Below are 18296 nucleotides of genomic sequence, written 5' to 3'. Positions count from 1 at the left end.
AAATGAGTGTAGCTTGGCACCATGACAACCGCCATCTCGGTGTCGGGCCTGCGCAAGGCGTTCGGCCGGACCCAGGCGCTCGACGGACTCGACCTCACCGTGAACACCGGCGAGGTCCACGGCTTCCTGGGCCCGAACGGCGCCGGGAAGTCCACCACCATTCGTGTTCTGCTCGGCCTGCTGCGCGCCGACGGCGGCCGCGCCGAGCTGCTGGGCGGCGACCCCTGGCGGGACGCCACCGAGTTGCACCGCCGCCTGGCCTACGTGCCCGGCGACGTCACCCTCTGGCCGACGCTGTCCGGCGGCGAGGTGATCGACCTGCTCGGCCGGCTGCGCGGCGGGCTGGATCCCAAGCGCCGCAAGGACCTGCTGGAGCGCTTCGACCTGGACCCGACCAAGAAGGGCCGGACCTACTCCAAGGGCAACCGGCAGAAGGTCGCGCTGGTCGCCGCGCTCGCGTCCGATGTGGAGCTGCTCATCCTGGACGAGCCGACCTCCGGCCTGGACCCGCTGATGGAAGAGGTGTTCCGGGACTGCGTCGCCCGCGAGCGCCAGGACGGCCGCACGGTGCTGCTGTCCAGCCACGTGCTGGCCGAGGTCGAGGCGTTGTGCGACCGGGTCAGCATCATCCGCAACGGCAGGACGGTCGAGTCCGGCACGCTGGCCGAGCTGCGGCACCTGACCCGGACCTCGATCACCGCCGAGCTGGGCTCGCCGCTGTCCGGTGTGGACACCATGGCCGGCGTGCACGACTATTCCGCGCAGGGCAACAAGGTTCAGTTCGAGGTGGACACCGCCGAGCTGGACGCGGTGCTGCGCAAGCTGACCGAGTTCGGCGTGCGCAGCCTGATCAGCCAGCCGCCGACGCTGGAACAGCTGTTCCTGCGGCACTACGAGGTGCAGGCATGAACACCTTGGTGGGCACCGGATCCCTGGTGCGGCTGGTGCTGCGCCGGGAGCGGATCGCGCTGCCGGTGTGGATTCTGGCCGTCACCGGGATCGTGGCCGCGACGGCGTCCAGCTTCGCCGGGCTGTACCCGACCGTGCAGTCGCGGCAGGAGTTCGCGGCCTCGATCGTCGGCAACCCGTCGGTGCTGGCGCTGAGCGGTCCGGCCCAGGGGCTGGACACGATCGGCGGCATGACCGAGTGGAAATACGGGGCCGTGGCCTGTGTTCTGGTCGGGCTGATGGCCGTGTTCACGACCGTGCGGCACACCCGGGCCGACGAGGAGGCCGGCCGGCACGAGCTGCTCGGCTCCGGGGTCGTCGGCCGGCACGCCAAGCTGACCGCGACGCTGATCGTGGTGTTCGGGGCCGGCGTGGTGTACGCGCTGCTGATCGGGCTCGCCCTGACGGCGCAAGGACTTCCGGCGACCGGGTCGTTCGCGATGGGGCTGGGCGTCGGCGGCTGCGTCTGGTTCTTCGCGGCGGTGGCCGCGGTCGCCGTCCAGGTCAGCTCGAGCTCCCGCGCGGCCAACGGAACCGGCGGCATCGTGATCGGCGCGGCCTACCTGCTGCGCGCGGCCGGCGACTCGGCGGCCGAGGACGGGCCGCGCTGGGTGTCCTGGCTCAGCCCGATCGGCTGGTCGCAGCAGATGCGCCCGTTCGCCGGCGAGCGGTTCTGGGTGCTGGTCCTGTACGTGGCGATTTCCGTTGTGCTGCTGGGCATCGCCTACGCGCTGGTGGGCCGGCGGGACATCGGCGCCGGCCTGGTGCCCGAGCGCGCCGGCCGGCCCCAGGGGCGGTTCGGCCCGTTCGGGCTGGCCTGGCGGCTGCAACGGGGAATCCTGATCGGCTGGACCTTCGGCATCGTGGTGATGGCCGGCGCGCTGGGCGGCATCTCCCAGAGCCTGAAGGGCATTCTGGACAGCAGCCCGCAGATCACCCAGGCGCTGCACCAGATCGGCGGTCAGCAGTCCATTGTGGACTCGTTCATGGCCGCCATCCTGGACATCATCGGCCTCGCGGTCTCGGTGTACGCCATCCAGGCGGCGCTGCGGCTGCGGGCCGAGGAGACGGCGTCGCGGGCCGAGCCGGTGCTGGCCGGCGCCGTCGCGCGACTCCGTTGGGCGGCAAGCCATCTGGCCTTCGCGCTGCTGGGCAGCGCCTTCCTGCTGGCGGTGGCGGGAGCCGCCATCGGCCTGGCCGTTGGTCTGTCCGACGGCGACGTCGGCGGCCAGCTGCCCCGATTGCTGGGGGCGGCCATGGTCCAGGCGCCGGCGGTGTGGGTGCTGGCCGGCATCGCCACCGCGTTGTTCGGGCTGCTGCCCCGGCTGACCTCGCTGGCCTGGGCCGCGCTGGTCGTGTTCCTGCTGCTGGGCCAGCTGGGTTCGCTGTTCCAGCTCAGCCAGTGGGCGCTGGACCTCTCGCCCTTCACCCACCTGCCCAAGCTGCCCGGCGGCGCGTTCACCGCGACCCCGCTGGTGTGGCTGGTGGTCATCACGGTGGCGCTGACCGCCGCCGGGCTGGCCGGGTTCAGGCGGCGGGACGTGGGATAAGGCCGGCCAGCTCCCGCCATTCGGCGAGCGGAACGCGCCGGCCGGAGGTGAGCACCTGGACGCAGACGTGGTTCGCGCCGGCGTCCAGGTGCTCCCGCACCCGCTTGGCGATGGCGTCGGTGTCACCGGTGACGGTGATCGCGTCCACCAGCCGGTCGCTGCCGCCGTCGGCGAAGTCGGCGTCGGTGAATCCCAGTCGCCGCAGGTTGTTCGTCTGATGCCGGGCCGCCAGGTAGCCCCCGACGTGCGCCTTGGCCACGTCGCGGTCGTCGCCCAGGAACACCGCCTGCTCCACCGCCAGCAGCGGCTCCGGACCGAGGATCTCGCGGGCCTTGGCCGTGTGCTCCACCGGCACGAAGTACGGGTGCGCGCCCATGGTCTTGTCCGCCGCCAAGCGCAGCATTCGCGGCCCCAGCGCCGCGAGGGCCCGCCTTGGCTGCACGTCGAAACCCGACAACGGCGCCTTGTCCATCGCCTCCAGGTAGTCCCGCATGGTCTCCAGCGGCTGCGGGTCGTTCTCGATGAGCCCGTTCAGTATGGGCACCGCCTGCTGCTTGGGTGACCGGTGCCCGCCGATACCCAGCAGGAAACGCTCCGGGAACGCCTCCGTGAGCGTCAGCTGCGCCGCCGCCATGGCCAGCGGGTCACGCAGCGAGGCCCGGGCGATGCCCGTCGCCACCGCGATCCGGTCGGTGGCGTGCAGGAGCAGCGAGGCCTGGGTGAGGGCCTCCCGCCCGAACGCCTCCCCGAACCAGATCGCCCCGTAGCCGAGCTCCTCGATCTCCGCGGCCGCCGCCCGCACCGCGCCGGCCGGCTGCCCCTCGAACGCGAACGTCCACACGCCGATGCTGCCCAGATCCATGCTCGTCCCCCTAAGCTGAGGTGGCCTCCGGATAACACGATACGGAGGCTGCCTCCGCTTGCGCAAGGAGTATTCGATGCGTGCCGACGCCCGGCGCAACTACGAGCGGCTGCTGGCCTGCGCCCACGAGGCGTTCACCGAGCGCGGGGAGGATGCCGCGCTGGAGGACATCGCCCGCCGGGCCGGGGTCGGCATCGGCACGCTCTACCGGCACTTCCCCACCCGCGAAGTTCTGCTGGCGGCGCTGCTGGCCGACCGGCTGCGCGGCCTCACCGCGTACGCCGAACAGGAGCTGGACCAGCAGGAACCATGCGAGGCGCTGATCAACTGGATCAACGCCATCTGCGACCACGGCAAGATCTACCACGGCGTCGCCGCCGGTGCGATGGCCCAGCTGCTCGGCGACGGCGAGCGCGACAAGGCCCTGGTCGAGTTCGACGAGGCCTGCACGGCCTCGCAGGCCGCCGGCGACCGCGTGCTGCGCCGGGCCCAGGCCGCCGGCGTGGCGCGGCCCGACATCACGCGGGCCCACCTCACCGCCCTCGTGCACGGCCTGGTGCAGGCCACCAAGAACGAGCCCGAGCTGTTCGACCGGCTGCTGGCCGTGATGATCGACGGGATTCAGCGGGTGACGAGCCCCGCGTCGTAGGCGAGCAGGCCGATCTGGGTGCGGTTGGCACAGTCCAGCTTCACCAGCATCCTCGACACGTAGCCCTTCACCGTCGCCTCCGACAGGTGCAGCCGGGTCGCGATCTGGGCGTTGGACAGGCCCTCGCCGAGGCAGGTCAGCACGTTGACCTCCCGCTCGGTCAGGTCGGCGACCAGCGACAGGGCCTTGTCCCGGGCCGCCATCTCGGTCGCCGAGGCCGCGACCAGCCGCTTGGTCGCGGCCGGGGACAGCACCGTGTGCCCGTCCGCCGCCACCCGCACCAGGCTGATCAGGTCCTCCGGCGGCGTCGACTTGAGCAGGAAGCCGGCCGCCCCCGCCCGCAGCGACCGGATGACGTACTGGTCGGCGTCGAAGGTCGTGAGCGCCACGACCACCGGCGGCGCCGGCAGGCCCGCGATGCGCTCGATGGCCGTCAGGCCGTCCACTCCGGGCATGCGCAGGTCCATCAGCACGACGTGCGGCTGGTGCCGGATCACCGCCTCCACCGCCGCGGCGCCGTCGTTGGCCGTCTCGACCACGGTGATGTCGGGGGCGGAGCCGAGAATGGTGCGCAGGTGGGCGCACACCATGGGCTCGTCGTCCACCACCAGGACCTTGATCTCGTCAGCCGCCATGACTCTCCGCTGTTGGTACGAACACGGGCAGTACGGCATCGATCTCGAAGCCGCCGTCGGGTCGCGCGGCGGCGGTGAAGCGGCCGCTGACCAGCTCGACCCGCTGCCGCAGGCCGAGCAGCCCGGTGCCGGAGCCGCTGTCGCCGAGCTCGTGGTCGACGGCCTGGCCGGGCGCGCTGTTGCGCACGGTGAGACGGACCCGGTCGGCCCCGTAGCGGACGTGCACCCGGGTCCGGGCCCCGGGCGCGTGCTTGCGGACGTTGGTCAGCGCCTCCTGCACCACGCGGTACGCGGTGCGGCCCACGACCGGGGCCGTGAGCAGGGGATTGCCGTCCACAATGAGCTCGACGGCCATGCCGACGCCCTCGGACTCGGCGACCAGCTCGGCCAGGTCTGGCATCCGCACGGCGTCGGTCGGCCCGGCCACGTCCGACTCCGCGTGCGTGCGGAGCACGCCGACCAGGTCCCGCAGCTCGGTCAGGGCCTGGCAGCCGGCCTCGCGCAACTCCTCGGCGGCGGCCCGGGTGGCGTCGTCGGAGGCGGTGATCCGCAGCGCCCCGGCCTGCAACACCATCAGGCTCACCCGGTGCGTGACCACGTCGTGCATCTCGCCGGCCAGCTTCACCCGCTCGTCGGCCCGGGCCTGCTCGGCCAGCAGCTCCTGCTCCCGCTCGGCCCGCTCGGCCCGTTCGGTCAGGGCCTGGATCAGCTGGCCCCGGTTCTGGATGTACAGCCCGAACAGCGCCGGCAGCACGGTGAAGAACACGCCGCCGGTGACCGTGTCGAAGGAGGGGATCCACGGCCGGGTGGAGATCGCCACCAGCGCCGCGACCATGATCCACGTCGGCCATGAGCGCGGCTGCCGCTTGACCGCGATGCCGATGGCGAACGGGGTGGCCAGCGGCACCCACTGGGTGCTGGAGGTCGAGTAGCCGACGAACAGCAGCGGATCGGTGTAGGCCGAGCACACCTGGGCGATCGCCGTGGCCACGCACAGCGCCAGCGCCACCAGCGGGAACCGGCGGTGCCAGAGCAGCGCGATCGCCGCCGGCGCCTGGATCAGGGACTGCGACCAGTCGTAGAACGTGCGCGGCGGACCGTAACCGATCCAGATCATGAGCATGACCAGGACCACTGTGGCGAACGGCGACAGCAGGAAAAAGGCGTCGCGCCAGCGTGGTGCGGTCACCGTCCGACGATACCCAGCGCGGCAATCCGACATAAGTCGGCGCGGGACCTACCAAAGTATCGGCGGCCGACCACTTTTCGGGCTGTCCGCGGGCCCGGCCGTCCGAGTTGGATGGTGGTTGTTCGGGACGGCCGGAATCGGGGGGCTACGGCAAGTGCGGCAGATCGAGGAGACCACGGCCACACCCCCCAAGCCGGTCGTGGCGGTCGCCGCACTTGCCGTCCGGCCCGTCGCGATCGTCGCGGGCCTGCTCGGTGTCGCCTTGGTGGCCACCAGCGGCCGTTACGGCTACTTCGGGGACGAGCTGTACTTCGTGGCCGCCGGTCATCATCTGGACTGGGGCTATGTCGATCAGCCGCCGCTGGTGCCGTTCCTGGCGTTGATCGCCGACACTCTCGCGCCGGGATCCGTGGTGACGCTGCGAATTCCGGCGATGCTGGTGACCATCGGCGGCGTCTTCGTCGCGGCGATGATCGCCTGGGAGCTCGGCGGCAGCCGTCGGGCCCAGGTCATCTCGGCCGCCAGTTACGCCGTCGCGCCGTTCCTGGTCACCGGCGGACATCTGCTGGCGACGTCCACAGTGGACCCGTTCCTGTGGACGGTGATCACCTGGCTGCTGGTGCGCTGGGTTCGCACCCGCGCCGACACTCTCCTGCTCTGGGCCGGACTTGTCACCGCCGTCACGCTCCAGGCGAAGTGGCTGATCGTCTTCTTCTGGCTCGTCGCCGGCGTGGCCGCCCTGCTGGCCGGTCCACGGGATCTGTTGCGTAGCAAGATGATGTGGCTCGGGTTGGCCATCGTGGCGCTGACCTCCGTGCCGCAGCTGCTGTGGCAGGCCGCCCGCGGCTGGCCGCAGCTGGCGATGAGCGGCGCGATCGCCGACGAGGTGCGGGGCACGGTCGGCGGGCCCGTCGGTTTCCTCATGGTGTTCGCGCTCTTCGCCGGCATCGTGGGCATCCCGCTCGGCCTGTATGGCCTGTGGCGCACGCTTTCCCTGCCGCAGTTCAGGTTTCTCGGCCTGACGGCGATCGGGCTGATCGTCGTGTTCATCGTCACCGGCGGCCGGCCGTACTACGCCGGCGGCATCCTGCCGGTGCTGTGGGCGTTCGGCGCGGTCGGCCTGGACGGCCGGCGGCGCTGGGTGCCGTGGGTGGTCTGGCCGGCCTTCCTGGCCTCGGTCGCGCTGGCGGTGGCCTCGCTGCCGTTCATGCCGGTGACCTCGCTGCGCGGCGCCGACAAGAGCTTCTACGCCATCGACCTGGAGACCGTCGGCTGGCCGGAGATGGCCGACGAGGTCGCCGCCGCGTACCGGGCGCTGCCCGACGATGTCCGCGCGCACACGGCCATCGTCGGCGACACCTACTGGTCGGCCAGCGCGCTGGCGCTCTACGGCCCGGCGCACGGCCTGCCCGCCCCCTACAGCGCCAACCGCGGCTACTGGTACTTCGGGACGCCGCCGGAGAGCGCCACCACTGTGCTCTACGTCGGCGACAACCACGTGGCCGACATCCGCCCGCACTTCGCCACGGTCACCCGGGTGGCGACTGTGGACAACAAGCTCGGCATCGACAACGGCTACCAGGGCTCGCCGATCTACCTGTGCGCCGGCCGGGGTGAGCCGTGGTCGGTTCTGTGGCCGACTCTCCGTTTCCTGTGAGTTTATAGGGGTTGTCCGGGTTCGGATCGTCCCCGTTAGATGGTGCGCGGGGGCGGCCCGGATCGAGGACACCATGACCATCATCGCCAAGCCGGCCGTGGCCGTCTCCGCGCTGGCCGTGCGGCCGGTCGCGATCGTCGCGGGCCTGCTGGCCGTCGCGTTGCTGGCGACCAGCGGCCGTTACGGCTACTTCGGCGACGAGCTGTACTTCGTGGCCGCCGGTCATCACCTGGACTGGGGCTATGTCGATCAGCCGCCGCTGGTGCCGTTCCTGGCGTTGACCGCCGACACTCTCGCGCCGGGATCCCTGGTGGCGCTGCGTGTTCCGGTGATTCTCGCGACCGTCGGCGGTGTCTTCGTCACGGCGATGATCGCCCGCGAGCTCGGCGGCAGCCGCCGGGCGCAGACCATCGCGGCCGGCAGCTACGCCCTCTCACCGTTGTTGGGTCCCAGCGGACATCTGCTCGCGACGTCCACAGTGGATCCGTTCCTGTGGACGGTGATCATCTGGTTGGTGGTGCGCTGGGTCCGCACCCGCGCCGACATCCTGCTGCTGTGGGCCGGTGTGGTCACCGCGGTCGCGTTGCAGGTGAAGTGGCTGATCGTTTTCTTCTGGCTCGTCGCCGGCGTGGCCGTCCTGCTCACCGGGCCACGGGATCTGTTGCGCAGCAAGATGTTGTGGCTGGGCGCGGCGATCGCCGCACTGACCTCCGCGCCGCAGCTGCTGTGGCAGGCCGCCCACGGCTGGCCGCAGCTGGAGATGAGCGGCGTGATCGCGGCCGAGGTGCGGGCCACCGGCGGCGGCCCCGTCGGCTTCCTGCTGGTCTTCGGTCTGTTCGCCGGCCTCATCGGCATCCCGCTCGGCCTGTTCGGCCTGTGGCGGACGCTGCGAACGCCGGAGTTCCGGTTCCTCGGCATCACCGCGATCGCGATCGTCGTGGTGTTCATCGCCGCCGGTGGCCGGCAGTACTACCCGGCCGGCGTCCTGCCGGTGCTGTGGGCGTTCGGCGCGGTCGGGCTGGACGGCCGGCGGCGCTGGCTGCCCTGGGTGGCGTGGCCGGCGGTCCTGGTGTCGGCCGCGCTGGTGCTGGTCTCGCTGCCGATCCGGCCGGTCGACGCCCTGCGCGCCGCCAGCGCGAGCGACATCATGTACTACACGAGCATGGAGAGCATCGGCTGGCCGGAAATGGCCGACGACGTCGCCGCCGCCTACCAGGCGCTGCCCGCCGATGTCCGCCAGCACACGGCCATCGTGGGCGGCTCCTACTGGGCGGCCAGCGCGCTGGCGCACTACGGCCCCGACCGCGGTCTGCCCGCGCCCTACAGCGCCAACCGCGGCTACTGGTACTTCGGGACGCCGCCGGAGAGCGCGACCACCGTGCTCTACGTCGGCACCTACCGCATGGCCGACTTCCGCCCGCACTTCGCCACGGTCACCCAGGTGGGCAAGGTGGACAACGAGCTGGGCATTCGCAACAGCAACCAGGGCTCGCCGATCTACCTGTGCGCCGGCCGCGACCAGCCGTGGTCAGTGCTGTGGCCGGCCCTGCGCGCCCTGTGACGGCTCGTTCACCGTCCACAGTAGAGGCTCGCCGGCCGCGTAGCGCTTCAGGTTGTCGGTGAAGGCGATCAGCGAGCGCAGCATCATCTGCTGGGTCACGCCGGCGATGTGCGGGGTGGCGATCACCTTGGGGTGATTGACCAACGGGCTGGCCGGATCGGCCGGCTCGACCGCGTGCACGTCCAGGCCGGCCCCGCCCAGATGCCCGGATTCCAGCGCCGCCAACAGGGCTGCCTCGTCGACCAGCCCGCCGCGGGCCACGTTCACGAACAGCGCGCCCGGCTTCATCGCCGCGAAAGCGCTGGAGTCGAAGAAGTTCCGGTTGTGCTCGCCGAACATCAGGGCGCTGATCACCACATCGGCCTGGGCCAGCACCTCCGGCAGCTGGTCCACGCCGTACACCTGATCGACCTCGGCCGGGCCGCCCAGCTCCGGCCGCGCCCGCACGGCGATCAGCCGGGGGCCGAAGCCGGCCAGCCGCTTGGCCGTGGCGATGCCGATCGCGCCCAGCCCGATGATCGCCACCGTGCCGTCGAACAGCGCCCGCGACACCGGCTGCGACCACCGGCCCTCCCGCAGGGCCTGCCGGGCCCCGTCCAGCTCGCGGCTCAGCGCCAGCGCCAGCAGCACGGCGTGCTCGGCCACGCTGTCGGCGTTGCCGGTGACGTCGCCGGGCAGCCGCGACACCAGCACCCCGGCCGCGGTCGCGGCCTCGATGTCGACCGTCTCCAGGCCCACGCCGAACTGCTGGACCAGCCGGAAGGTGCCGCCGGCCAGCAGGTCGGCGTCGATCTTGGCCCCGATCGGGGTCAGCACGTCCATGCCGTCGGCCAGCTCGGCGAAGCGGTCCGGGGAGGTCTTGACCACCTCCCAGCCCGGCAGCAGCGTGGCGAACGGTTCCAACGGGTACTGGTCGAAGCCGATCAGGAGTCGCATGCCCCCAACCTAACTCCGGATCAGCCCTCGGTGATGGCCGGCGGCGAGGGCATCTGGTAGCCGGAGCTGCCGACGTTGCTCTGCAACGCCGACCGCCAGGCCCCACTGGAGATCATCTTCTGTAGCGCGGCGTCCACCTTGCGCTGTCCGTCGGTGTCGCCCTTGCGCAGGCCGATGCCGTAGGAGTCCTTGGTGAACGGCTTGCCGACCACCCGCAGCAGCTCGGGGTTCTGCGCGGCGTAACCGGCCAGGATCACGTCGTCGGTGGTGACGGCGTCGACGATGCGGGCCAGCAGCGCGGTGACGCAGTCGGAGTAGCGGCTGTACTCCACCAGCTGGGTCTGCTGGGCGAACTTGTCCTTCACCTGCTGGGCCGAGGTGGAGCCGGCGACCGAGCAGAGCTTCTTGCCGTTGAGCGACTGCGGCCCGGTGATCGTGGGGTCGTCCAGCCGCACCAGCAGGTCCTGGCCCACAGTGAAGTACGGGCCGGCGAAGTCGACCAGCTTCTTGCGCTTGTCGTTGATCGTGTACGCGGCCACAACCATGTCGACCTTGCCGCTGGTCAGCAGCGTCTCCCGGTCGGCGGGCTCGGCTTCCTTCCAGGTGATGTCGGCCGGGGCCACGCCCAGCTCGTTGGCCACGTACCTGGCCACGTCCACGTCGAAGCCCTGGTACAGGCCGTTGAGGGTCTTCTCGCCGATGCCCGGCTGGTCGTACCGGATGCCGATGGTCAGCTTGCCCTGCGCGGCAGCCCCGGACAGGGAGTCGGCCGGACCACCGGCGCCGCAGGCGGCCAGCAGTGCCAGCGCGGCGAGTGCGGCGGTCGCTCGCAATGATCCCCGCAGGCGCATGTCAGAGGTCCCCTTCAGGTCGAGGCGGCCTGCACTGCCTAACAAATCCAAGGCGGCCGAGTCCAATCGATCAGTGCTCGACTACGTCACACTCCATTACGCGCCAGGTTGGTTGACAGTTCAGTTGTGAGCTTCCGTCGCGGATGCGGAGCGCTCACGGCGCAGCTGGAGGTATTCGCGGACGACGAGCACGATGATCACCACATCGACGGCGGCGAAGATCGGCAGCGCGATCGAATGGGTCCGAACGGCCCGATAGACCTCATAGACGACAAAGGCCCCGAGCACGACGACGGCCACCGGGTAGAGCGGCATGATCTTGCGCAGCAGCGCCGCCACCAGCCCGAGCTTGATGACGGCGTGCAGCAGCAGGTAGCCGATGGCGAAGCCGCGGCTGCTGCCGTCGGCGAAGTTGTGGGCGGCGGTCTCCAGGTGCGTGGACAGCGTGCCGTTCGGGTCACCGAGCAGGTCCCGGGTGACCACCTCGTTGGCCAGCCCGGTGATCAGCATGGGCGGGACGAAGATCAGCACGATGCCCAGCACGAGCTGGCCAAGGCCGTCCAGCCCCTTGATCGCGATGGCGACCCGGAACAGCTTGTCGGTGGTGGTCGTGTTCGTCACGTCGACCAGGATGCTCTGGTCAGCGCGGTTTCGTGCGGCGAGTAGGGGTGGCGGTGAGCGGATCGTCCGGCCACGGGTGCTTGGGGTAGCGCCCGCGCAGCTCGGCCCGCACCTGCGGGTAGCCCTGCCGCCAGAACGAGGCCAGGTCGCCGGTGACCGCCACCGGGCGGCCGGCCGGGGACAGCAGGTGCAGCCGGACCGGGACGCGGCCGTCGGCGATGCGGGGCGTGTCGGTCCAGCCGAACGTCTCCTGCACCTTCACCGGCAGCACCGGGCCCTCGTCGGTGTAGTCGACGCGGATCCGGGAGCCCGACGGCACCTCGATCCGGTCCGGGGCCAGCTCGTCCAGGCGGGCCGCCGCCGGCCAGGGCAGCATGGTCTGAAGCACGTGCTGGGCGCTGATCCGGCCCAGGTCAGCGCGCCGACGGGCGGTCGACAGGTCGACATTCCGGATGATGTCGTCATCCGAGACCGCGGGCCAGGGCTCGCCGAGGGCGGCGTGCAGGAACTCCATGCGCTGCCGCTGCCGGGTCGCGTCCTGGCTCCAGCCGAGCAGGCCGATGCCCTCTCTGGTCAGGCCCTCGGTGAGCGCTTTGCGCAGTTGATCCGGGTCAGGATTGGCCAACGGGCGTTCGGCGAGCACGATCGCCCCGAGCTTGCGGACATGGCGGGCGACGACGTCGCCGTTGGCCCAGGTCACCTCGTCGGCCTCGGTCAGCAGCGCCGGGGCCGCCCGTTCGGCCAGCTCCTGGTCGGCCCGGGCGGCGAGCCGGATCCGGCCGTGCGCGCGGCCCGGCTCCCGGTCGGCGATCGCCACGGCCAGCCACTCACTGTCGTTCGGGCCGTCGGTCTCGACCGCGGTGCCGCCGGCCATCAGGTAGCTGCGCGAGCCCTGGTCACGCCGCCGCGCCAGCCGCTCCGGATGGGCAAGGGCGACGATCAGGGCCGGGTCGTCGGTGGTCTTCTTCGGCCCCTCGACCAGCTTGGCCAGCCTGGTGGCCTCACGCTGCCAGGCCTTCGGCTGCTCCCGGCGGAGTCTCTGGACGGCCGTCTCGACGTCGTTGGAGGTGGCCTGGCTGTCGTCGTCCAGCAGCGCTACGACCTCGGCCGCCGGCCGGGTGCCAAGCGCCTGCGCCCCGTCGAGCAGGGCCCGGCCCAGGCGGGGATGCAGGCCCAGCTCGGCGATCCGGCGGCCGCGGTCGGTGACGCCGTGGGCATCGAGGGCGCCCAGGGCCCGCAGCGTCTGCTGGCCGGCGGCGAGGGCGCCCGGCGGCGGCGCGTCCCACCAGGCCAGGTCGCTGCCGTCCGGAGTGCCCCAGCAGGCCAGCTCCAGGGCCAGTCGGGTCAGCTCGGCGGTGCGGATCTCCGGCTCGGGGTAGCGGGGGAGCGTCGCCTGCTCGTGCTCCGGCCAGCACCGGTAGACGTGGCCCGGGGCCTCACGGCCGGCGCGACCGGCCCGCTGGTCGGCGACCGCCTGGGAGACGCGGGTGGTGACCAGGCCGGACAGGCCGCGGCGGTGATCGGCCCGCGGCGACCGGGCCAGGCCGGCGTCGACCACCGCCCGGACGCCCGGCACCGTCAGGCTCGACTCCGCCACCGCGGTGGCCAGCACGATCCGTCTTTCGACGGTCTTGCGCAGCGCCTCGTCCTGGGCCCTGGCCGCCAGCCGGCCGTGCAGGGGGAGGACGTTGAGGTTCGGCAGTTGCTGCGTGACGCGGCGGATTTCCCCCACACCGGGCAGGAAAACCAGAACGTCACCGTCCGTTTCGGACAGTGCCAGGTGGATTGTCCGCGCCACGTGGTGCTCCAGGCGCTCGTTCCTCGCCGGCGGCACGTACGTCGTGGTGATCGGGAACGTCCGCGCGTGGGCCTCGATGACCGGGGTGTCGGGCCCGAGGATCTGCGCCAGTCGTTGCGCCGCAACGGTTGCGCTGGTCGCCAGGACGTGGAGATCGGGGCGCAGGCCGGCCCGGGCGTCGAGCAGCAGCGCCAGCAGCAGGTCGGCGTCGAGGTGGCGCTCGTGGCACTCGTCCAGCAACACCACGTCGACGCCGGCCAGCTCCGGGTCGTGTTGCAGGCGGCGCAGCAGCAGGCCCGAGGTCACCACCTCGATCCGGGTCTGCTTCGAGGTCCGGCGGTCGCCCCGCACCGCGTAGCCGACCGTGCCGCCGACCGACTCGCCCAGCAGCTCCGACATCCGGGCCGCCGCCGCCCGGGCCGCCAGCCGTCGCGGCTCCGCGACGACGACCCGGCCCGGCAACGCCAGCGGCACCAGCGTCGTCTTGCCGGTGCCCGGCGGGGCCACCAGCACCGTCGTGCCGTGATCGGCCAGGGCGGCGTTGAGCTCGTCCAGCACCGCTCGGACCGGAAGATCGGGGAGTCGCACCCCGCTAGCCTGCCGCAGACACGCCGATCAGCATGCCCACCAGGTAGGTCGCGCCGGCCGCGATCACGCCGAAGCCCAGCTGGCGCAGGCCGTTGAACCACCACTGGCGGGTCGTGAAGCGGGCCACCACCGCGCCCGCCGCGAACAGGCCGATGCCGCCGATGCCCAGGCCGGCCGGCAGCGACTCCCAGCCGAACAGGAACGGCAGCAGCGGGAACAGCGCGCCGATCGAGAAACACAGGAACGAGGAGATCGCCGCCACCAGCGGCGAGGGCTGGTCGTCCGGATTGACGCCCAGCTCCTGCTCGATGTGCACCCGGACGGCCAATTCCTCGTCGGCGTGAATTTCCTCGGCCACTTGGGTCGCGGTCGACTCCGTCAACCCCATTTCGGTGAACATCTGCACCAGCTCGGCCTTTTCCGCGGCCGGATTCTCGCGCAGTTCCCGGCGCTCGGTGGCCACCTCGGCCTGCACCGAGTCGTTCTGCGTCTGCACCGAGGCGTATTCGCCCAGGGCCATCGAGAAGGCCCCGGCGACCAGGCCGGCCATGCCCGTCAGCACGATGACGTGCGCACTCGCGCCACCGCCGCCGACCCCGGCCACCAGTGAGATGTTGGTCACCAGGCCGTCCATCGCGCCGAACACCGCCGGCCGCAGCCAGCCGCCGGACAGGTCGTTGTGGGTGTGGCCGACCTCGTTCTGCACAGTTTCGTCAACCTGGGTCACGATTGGAGGGTAATAGCCACCCGGGGTTCTGAGGAAAGCCTTGGGAAGCGTTGCCTAGCCTTAGCGTCATGCCACAGATCGATCCTGAACTCGCCCAGTTCGTCGAGGCCTTCCCGGTGGCCCGGGTGTCGGCTCCCGGCGCCGACGTGGTCGAAGTCCGCGAGGACCTCAACCGCCGCTGGCAGCGGATGACCCCGGTCGTGCAGGTCGGCGAGGTGACCGACCTGACAACCACGCCGGCGCCGGTCCGCGTCTACAAGCCGGTCCGCGGCGCCGTCGGGCTGCCCGTCGTGGTGTTCATGCACGGTGGCGGCTGGTGCACCGGCGGTCTGGTCACCCATGACGATCTGTGCCGTCGAATCAGCCGCTCCGCCCAGGCCGTTGTCGTCGCCGTCGACTATCGGCTGGCCCCCGAACACCCTTATCCGGCCGCCGTCGACGATTCCTACGCCGTGCTGCGCTGGGTCGCCGAACACGCCGCCGAAATCGGCGGGGACCCGAACCGGATCGGCGTCGCCGGGGACAGCGCCGGCGGCAACCTCGCCGCCGCCATCGCCCTGCTTGCCCGGGATCAGGGCGGGCCCGACCTGCGGTTCCAGCTGCTGCTCTACCCGTCGACCGGCGGCGTCGGCGACTTTCCGTCGCGGGCCGAGAACACCGACGCGCCCGTGCTCTGCACCGCCGACATCGAGGCCTTCCTGCGGCATTACGCCGGGCACGTCGACGGGCCGCCGCCCGCCACCCTCGCCCCCGCGCTGGTCCCGGATCTCTCCGGGCTGCCGCCGGCCTTCATCGCCACCGTCTGGCACGATCCGCTGCGGGACGAGGCCGAGGCCTACGGCCGGTTGCTCCAGGCGGCCGGTGTGCCGGCCGAGGTCGTGCGATTCGATCACCTCGTGCACTCGTTCGCCAGCTACGCGCCCCTGATCCCGGCGGCCGCCGACGCGCTCGAACGGTGCATATCGGCGTTGCGAAAAGGTCTTCTCAGCTAACGCCAAGATTCCGTCGGTAGCATTTCGCCAGGTACTCGGCCGCCGAGTGGGCCGGCCGGCGACGAGGAGGACGGTTCACCGTGGGCGCGGCCCAGAACAACAAGCGAAACCAGAACAAGGCCAATGCGGGTCAGCAGAAGTCGGCCCCGGGCCAGAATCACAAGCGCGACCGGAACAAGGCCAACGCCGCCCGGGCCGTCGCCGCCGCCCGCGGCGCCCGCAACGACCGCCGCAACATCGCCATCGGCGTCGTCGCCGTGATCGTCGTGGCCGTGGCCGTGATCGCCGCTGTGATCATCACCACCCAGCAGTCCGCGCCCCCGGCCGCCTCCGGCACCGACGGGATCAAGATCACAAACTCCAGCAGCCAGTACACCACCACCGTCGGCGACGACGGCACCGTCATTGGCGGGCCCGACACCGCCAAGGTCAAGATCGACGTCTACGAGGACTTCACCTGCCCCTACTGCGGCGAGCTCGAGACCGCCAGCGGGGCCCAGATGGCCAAGGCCATGGCCGACGGTCAGCTGCAGGTCAAGTACCACCTGCTCAACATCCTCGACGCCAACACCAAGCCCGCCGGCTACTCCACCCTGGCCGCCAACGCCGCCATCGCCGCCGCCAAGCAGGGCAAGTTCGCCGACTTCCACGCCAGCCTCTACGCCGCGCAGCCCAAGGAAGGCGGACCCGGCTACACCAACGACCAGCTCATCAGCCTCGGCAAGCGCCTGGGCATCACCGCCCCCCAGTTCGCCGACGACGTGAACAAGGGGGCGTACAACAACCTCGTCACCCAGCAGGTCACCACCGCCTCCGCCCCGCCCGTCAACCTTCAGGGCACCCCCACCGTCATGCAGGGCACCACCGCCATCCAGGCCCTCCAAGATCCCCAGTGGCTCGACAAGCTCCTCAACGCCTGACCCAGGGCCCCGGGGCGTTCACCCACCTGACCTGCGTGAACGCCCCACCCCACCCCCCGATTTCACTTTCCCGGGCCCCGTCGTGTAGTGTTTGCCCTACGAGATGAGGGACCTACCAACCCGGGTTTCGAATCTCGTTTCGGGGCTGTGGCGCAGCTGGTAGCGCATCACACTGGCAGTGTGAGGGTCAGGGGTTCGAGTCCCCTCAGCTCCACCCAATATGAATACAACAGATACGCCCCCTGACCTGGGAATCCCGGGACTGGGGGCGATCTTGTATCTCCGTCCCAAGTGGACAGTCGCACGCTCAACTGGAGCAAATCTGGAGCACGGCCCTGACCCTGTGCGAAACAGGGTCAACGTTTTGCTCCAGACTCGTGTCACCCACTTGGGGATTCTTTGCAGCGTATCTCTGACGCGCTGCCTGATGCGTTTGAATGCCCCGCCGGTACCCGCCTATCTAGATGGTGGCGTTCAGGGCCGGTGTGGCCACGTCAGGGCCTACACCGTTCGGGAAGTCGATCGTCATCTGGGCACGCGGGACGCGATGCTGGCCCTGTGGGGTTCCAAAAGTCAGCCACTGGTGCTGACCAGTAGCTTTACGCGGCCCGTTCGTACTCGTTGATCAGGCCTCCGAGGAGCCGCTGTCGCTTGATCCGCTGGAAGTCGAGGTTCGCTACGGGGTAGTCCGGCCACGGTGGGCGAAGCTCGCGGGACCGGTGCGGCCGTCGACCGTTGTAGTGCCGGACGTACTCGGCGAGCAGGGTGTCCAGATGCCGCCGGTTCAGGACCAGCACGCGATCGGTGAGCTCGGATCGGACCGTGCGGACGAACCGTTCGGCATAGCAGTTCGCCCGCGGACAACGCGGCGGAATCTTGACCGCCTTGATGCCAACATCAGCCAGAACAGCGTCGAATGAGGCCGCGAACTGGCCAGCCTGGTCGCGGACGAGAAACCGGAACTTGCCGACCCGCTCCCCCAGGTCCATCACGAGGTTGCGGATCTGCTGCGTGGTCCACCCGCCGTCCGGATTCGTTGTGGTGCCGAGGATGTGGATGTAGCGACTGCCGACCTCCAGCACGAAGAACACGTAGATGCGCTTCAGGGTGAGTGCGCAGTCGACGTGGAAGAAGTCACACGCCAGCATCGTCGATGCCTGGGTGCGCAGGAACTGCCGCCAGGTCGTGTCAGTGTGCCTGTCCGGCGCGGGAGGTACGCGTGCTCGTTTCAGGATCCGCTGGATGGTCGAAGCGCCGACCCGGTGGCCGAGCTTGAGCAGCTCACCCTGAATCCGCTTGTAACCCCAGTTGTGGTTCTCGGCGGCCATCCGCTCGATCAGCCCCGCGATCGCGTCGTCGACGGGTGGACGGCCATGGCGGTGTGGATAGGTCCACTTCGCCGCTACCAGGCGCCGATGCCAGCGCAGGACCGTGCCCGGGGTGACCAACCGGTGCAGCCGCAGCCTCGCAGGCAACAGACGGACCAACGCGGCGACCACAGCCCGGTCAGCCCAGTCCAAGCGAGGTCTCGGGTTACCCCTGCGCAGCACGGCGACCTCGTGGCGCAGCACCAGCAACTCGACATCCTTGGACGCCGACGATCTGCCGAGCAGCACCACCAGGCCCACCAGCCGGAGAAAGATCAGATAGAGCAGACGCAACGCCACGGCTGGCGATCATGCCCTGCCCGTCGCGTGTCCGTTACCGCAGGTCGAACGCGTGGACCGACTTCTGGAACCCCACAGGCCCACAGTGCTCGTGCGGGCACGCCGGCGCTGCACGTTGACTGATCGGCGCGGATTCCGTCCGAAG

General features: G+C 70.7%; 16 protein-coding genes and 1 tRNA gene. 8 read left to right on the top strand and 9 right to left on the bottom strand.

Annotated features, from left to right (window positions below; all coding sequences use genetic code 11):
- The first annotated feature begins 21 nt into the window (after positions 1-21).
- Positions 22-909, top strand: coding sequence for an ATP-binding cassette domain-containing protein (locus ACIG5F_RS40465; RefSeq protein ID WP_396525410.1), 888 nt, complete (start codon positions 22-24; stop codon positions 907-909).
- Positions 906-2498: an ABC transporter permease gene (locus tag ACIG5F_RS40460; RefSeq protein WP_396525409.1), complete on the top strand. Its 1593-nt coding sequence runs from the start codon at positions 906-908 to the stop codon at positions 2496-2498. The genes ACIG5F_RS40465 and ACIG5F_RS40460 overlap by 4 nt, the downstream gene beginning before the upstream one ends.
- Here ACIG5F_RS40460 and ACIG5F_RS40455 read toward each other — a convergent pair.
- On the bottom strand, positions 2476-3360 hold the full coding sequence (locus ACIG5F_RS40455) for a TIGR03620 family F420-dependent LLM class oxidoreductase (protein ID WP_396525407.1): 885 nt from the start codon (positions 3358-3360) through the stop codon (positions 2476-2478). The two genes, ACIG5F_RS40460 and ACIG5F_RS40455, sit on opposite strands and share 23 nt — an antisense overlap.
- Before the next feature lie 76 nt (positions 3361-3436).
- Here ACIG5F_RS40455 and ACIG5F_RS40450 point away from each other — a divergent pair, with 76 nt between their 5' ends.
- Positions 3437-4009, top strand: a complete 573-nt coding sequence (locus tag ACIG5F_RS40450; RefSeq protein ID WP_396525405.1) for a TetR/AcrR family transcriptional regulator — start codon at positions 3437-3439, stop codon at positions 4007-4009.
- Here the strand turns inward: ACIG5F_RS40450 and ACIG5F_RS40445 are convergent.
- Both ACIG5F_RS40445 and ACIG5F_RS40440 read right to left on the bottom strand, forming a co-directional pair.
- A complete protein-coding gene (locus ACIG5F_RS40445; protein ID WP_396525404.1) occupies positions 3982-4644 on the bottom strand; it encodes a response regulator in 663 nt (220 codons plus the stop codon). The two genes, ACIG5F_RS40450 and ACIG5F_RS40445, sit on opposite strands and share 28 nt — an antisense overlap.
- Positions 4634-5833, bottom strand: coding sequence for a sensor histidine kinase (locus ACIG5F_RS40440; RefSeq protein WP_396525403.1), 1200 nt, complete (start codon positions 5831-5833; stop codon positions 4634-4636). The genes ACIG5F_RS40445 and ACIG5F_RS40440 overlap by 11 nt, the downstream gene beginning before the upstream one ends.
- A 154-nt stretch (positions 5834-5987) precedes the next feature.
- Here ACIG5F_RS40440 and ACIG5F_RS40435 point away from each other — a divergent pair, with 154 nt between their 5' ends.
- Together ACIG5F_RS40435 and ACIG5F_RS40430 are read left to right on the top strand one after the other, a co-directional pair.
- Positions 5988-7490, top strand: a complete 1503-nt coding sequence (locus ACIG5F_RS40435; protein WP_396525402.1) for a glycosyltransferase family 39 protein — start codon at positions 5988-5990, stop codon at positions 7488-7490.
- A gap of 73 nt (positions 7491-7563) precedes the next feature.
- The gene (locus ACIG5F_RS40430) at positions 7564-9051 is read left to right on the top strand and encodes an ArnT family glycosyltransferase (RefSeq protein WP_396525400.1); all 1488 of its coding nucleotides are present in this window, start codon (positions 7564-7566) and stop codon (positions 9049-9051) included.
- Here the strand turns inward: ACIG5F_RS40430 and ACIG5F_RS40425 are convergent.
- The 5 genes from ACIG5F_RS40425 to ACIG5F_RS40405 all read right to left on the bottom strand — a co-directional run bounded on the left by ACIG5F_RS40425 (position 9019) and on the right by ACIG5F_RS40405 (position 14572).
- Positions 9019-9987, bottom strand: coding sequence for a 2-hydroxyacid dehydrogenase (locus ACIG5F_RS40425; RefSeq protein ID WP_396525398.1), 969 nt, complete (start codon positions 9985-9987; stop codon positions 9019-9021). The genes ACIG5F_RS40430 and ACIG5F_RS40425 overlap by 33 nt on opposite strands.
- Positions 9988-10007: 20 nt before the next feature.
- Positions 10008-10838, bottom strand: coding sequence for a glutamate ABC transporter substrate-binding protein (locus ACIG5F_RS40420; protein ID WP_396525396.1), 831 nt, complete (start codon positions 10836-10838; stop codon positions 10008-10010).
- Positions 10839-10958: 120 nt separating this feature from the next.
- Positions 10959-11459, bottom strand: a complete 501-nt coding sequence (locus ACIG5F_RS40415; protein ID WP_396525394.1) for a DUF2127 domain-containing protein — start codon at positions 11457-11459, stop codon at positions 10959-10961.
- Positions 11460-11478: 19 nt separating this feature from the next.
- Positions 11479-13845: an ATP-dependent helicase HrpB gene (gene hrpB / locus ACIG5F_RS40410; RefSeq protein ID WP_396525393.1), complete on the bottom strand. Its 2367-nt coding sequence runs from the start codon at positions 13843-13845 to the stop codon at positions 11479-11481.
- Positions 13846-13849: 4 nt separating this feature from the next.
- A complete protein-coding gene (locus ACIG5F_RS40405) occupies positions 13850-14572 on the bottom strand; it encodes a VIT1/CCC1 transporter family protein (RefSeq protein WP_396525391.1) in 723 nt (240 codons plus the stop codon).
- 68 nt (positions 14573-14640) lie between these two features.
- Between ACIG5F_RS40405 and ACIG5F_RS40400 the strand changes: the two genes are divergently transcribed.
- The 3 genes from ACIG5F_RS40400 to ACIG5F_RS40390 all read left to right on the top strand — a co-directional run bounded on the left by ACIG5F_RS40400 (position 14641) and on the right by ACIG5F_RS40390 (position 16698).
- On the top strand, positions 14641-15564 hold the full coding sequence (locus ACIG5F_RS40400) for an alpha/beta hydrolase (RefSeq protein ID WP_396525389.1): 924 nt from the start codon (positions 14641-14643) through the stop codon (positions 15562-15564).
- Between the two features lie 80 nt (positions 15565-15644).
- Positions 15645-16484, top strand: a complete 840-nt coding sequence (locus tag ACIG5F_RS40395; protein ID WP_396525388.1) for a DsbA family protein — start codon at positions 15645-15647, stop codon at positions 16482-16484.
- 141 nt (positions 16485-16625) lie between these two features.
- Positions 16626-16698 (top strand) — tRNA-Ala (locus tag ACIG5F_RS40390).
- A 385-nt stretch (positions 16699-17083) separates the two neighbouring features.
- On the opposite strand, the gene ACIG5F_RS40385 is transcribed toward ACIG5F_RS40390, so the two are convergent.
- Complete coding sequence (locus ACIG5F_RS40385; RefSeq protein ID WP_396525386.1) at positions 17084-18151, bottom strand: integrase core domain-containing protein; 1068 nt, start codon at positions 18149-18151, stop codon at positions 17084-17086.
- Between the last annotated feature and the right edge of the window lie 145 nt (positions 18152-18296).

It is taken from the genome of Kutzneria sp. NPDC052558, from assembly GCF_044547355.1.
In the GTDB taxonomy this organism is placed as follows: Bacteria; Actinomycetota; Actinomycetes; order Mycobacteriales; family Pseudonocardiaceae; genus Kutzneria.
This window is presented reverse-complemented; position numbering and strand designations above follow the sequence as displayed.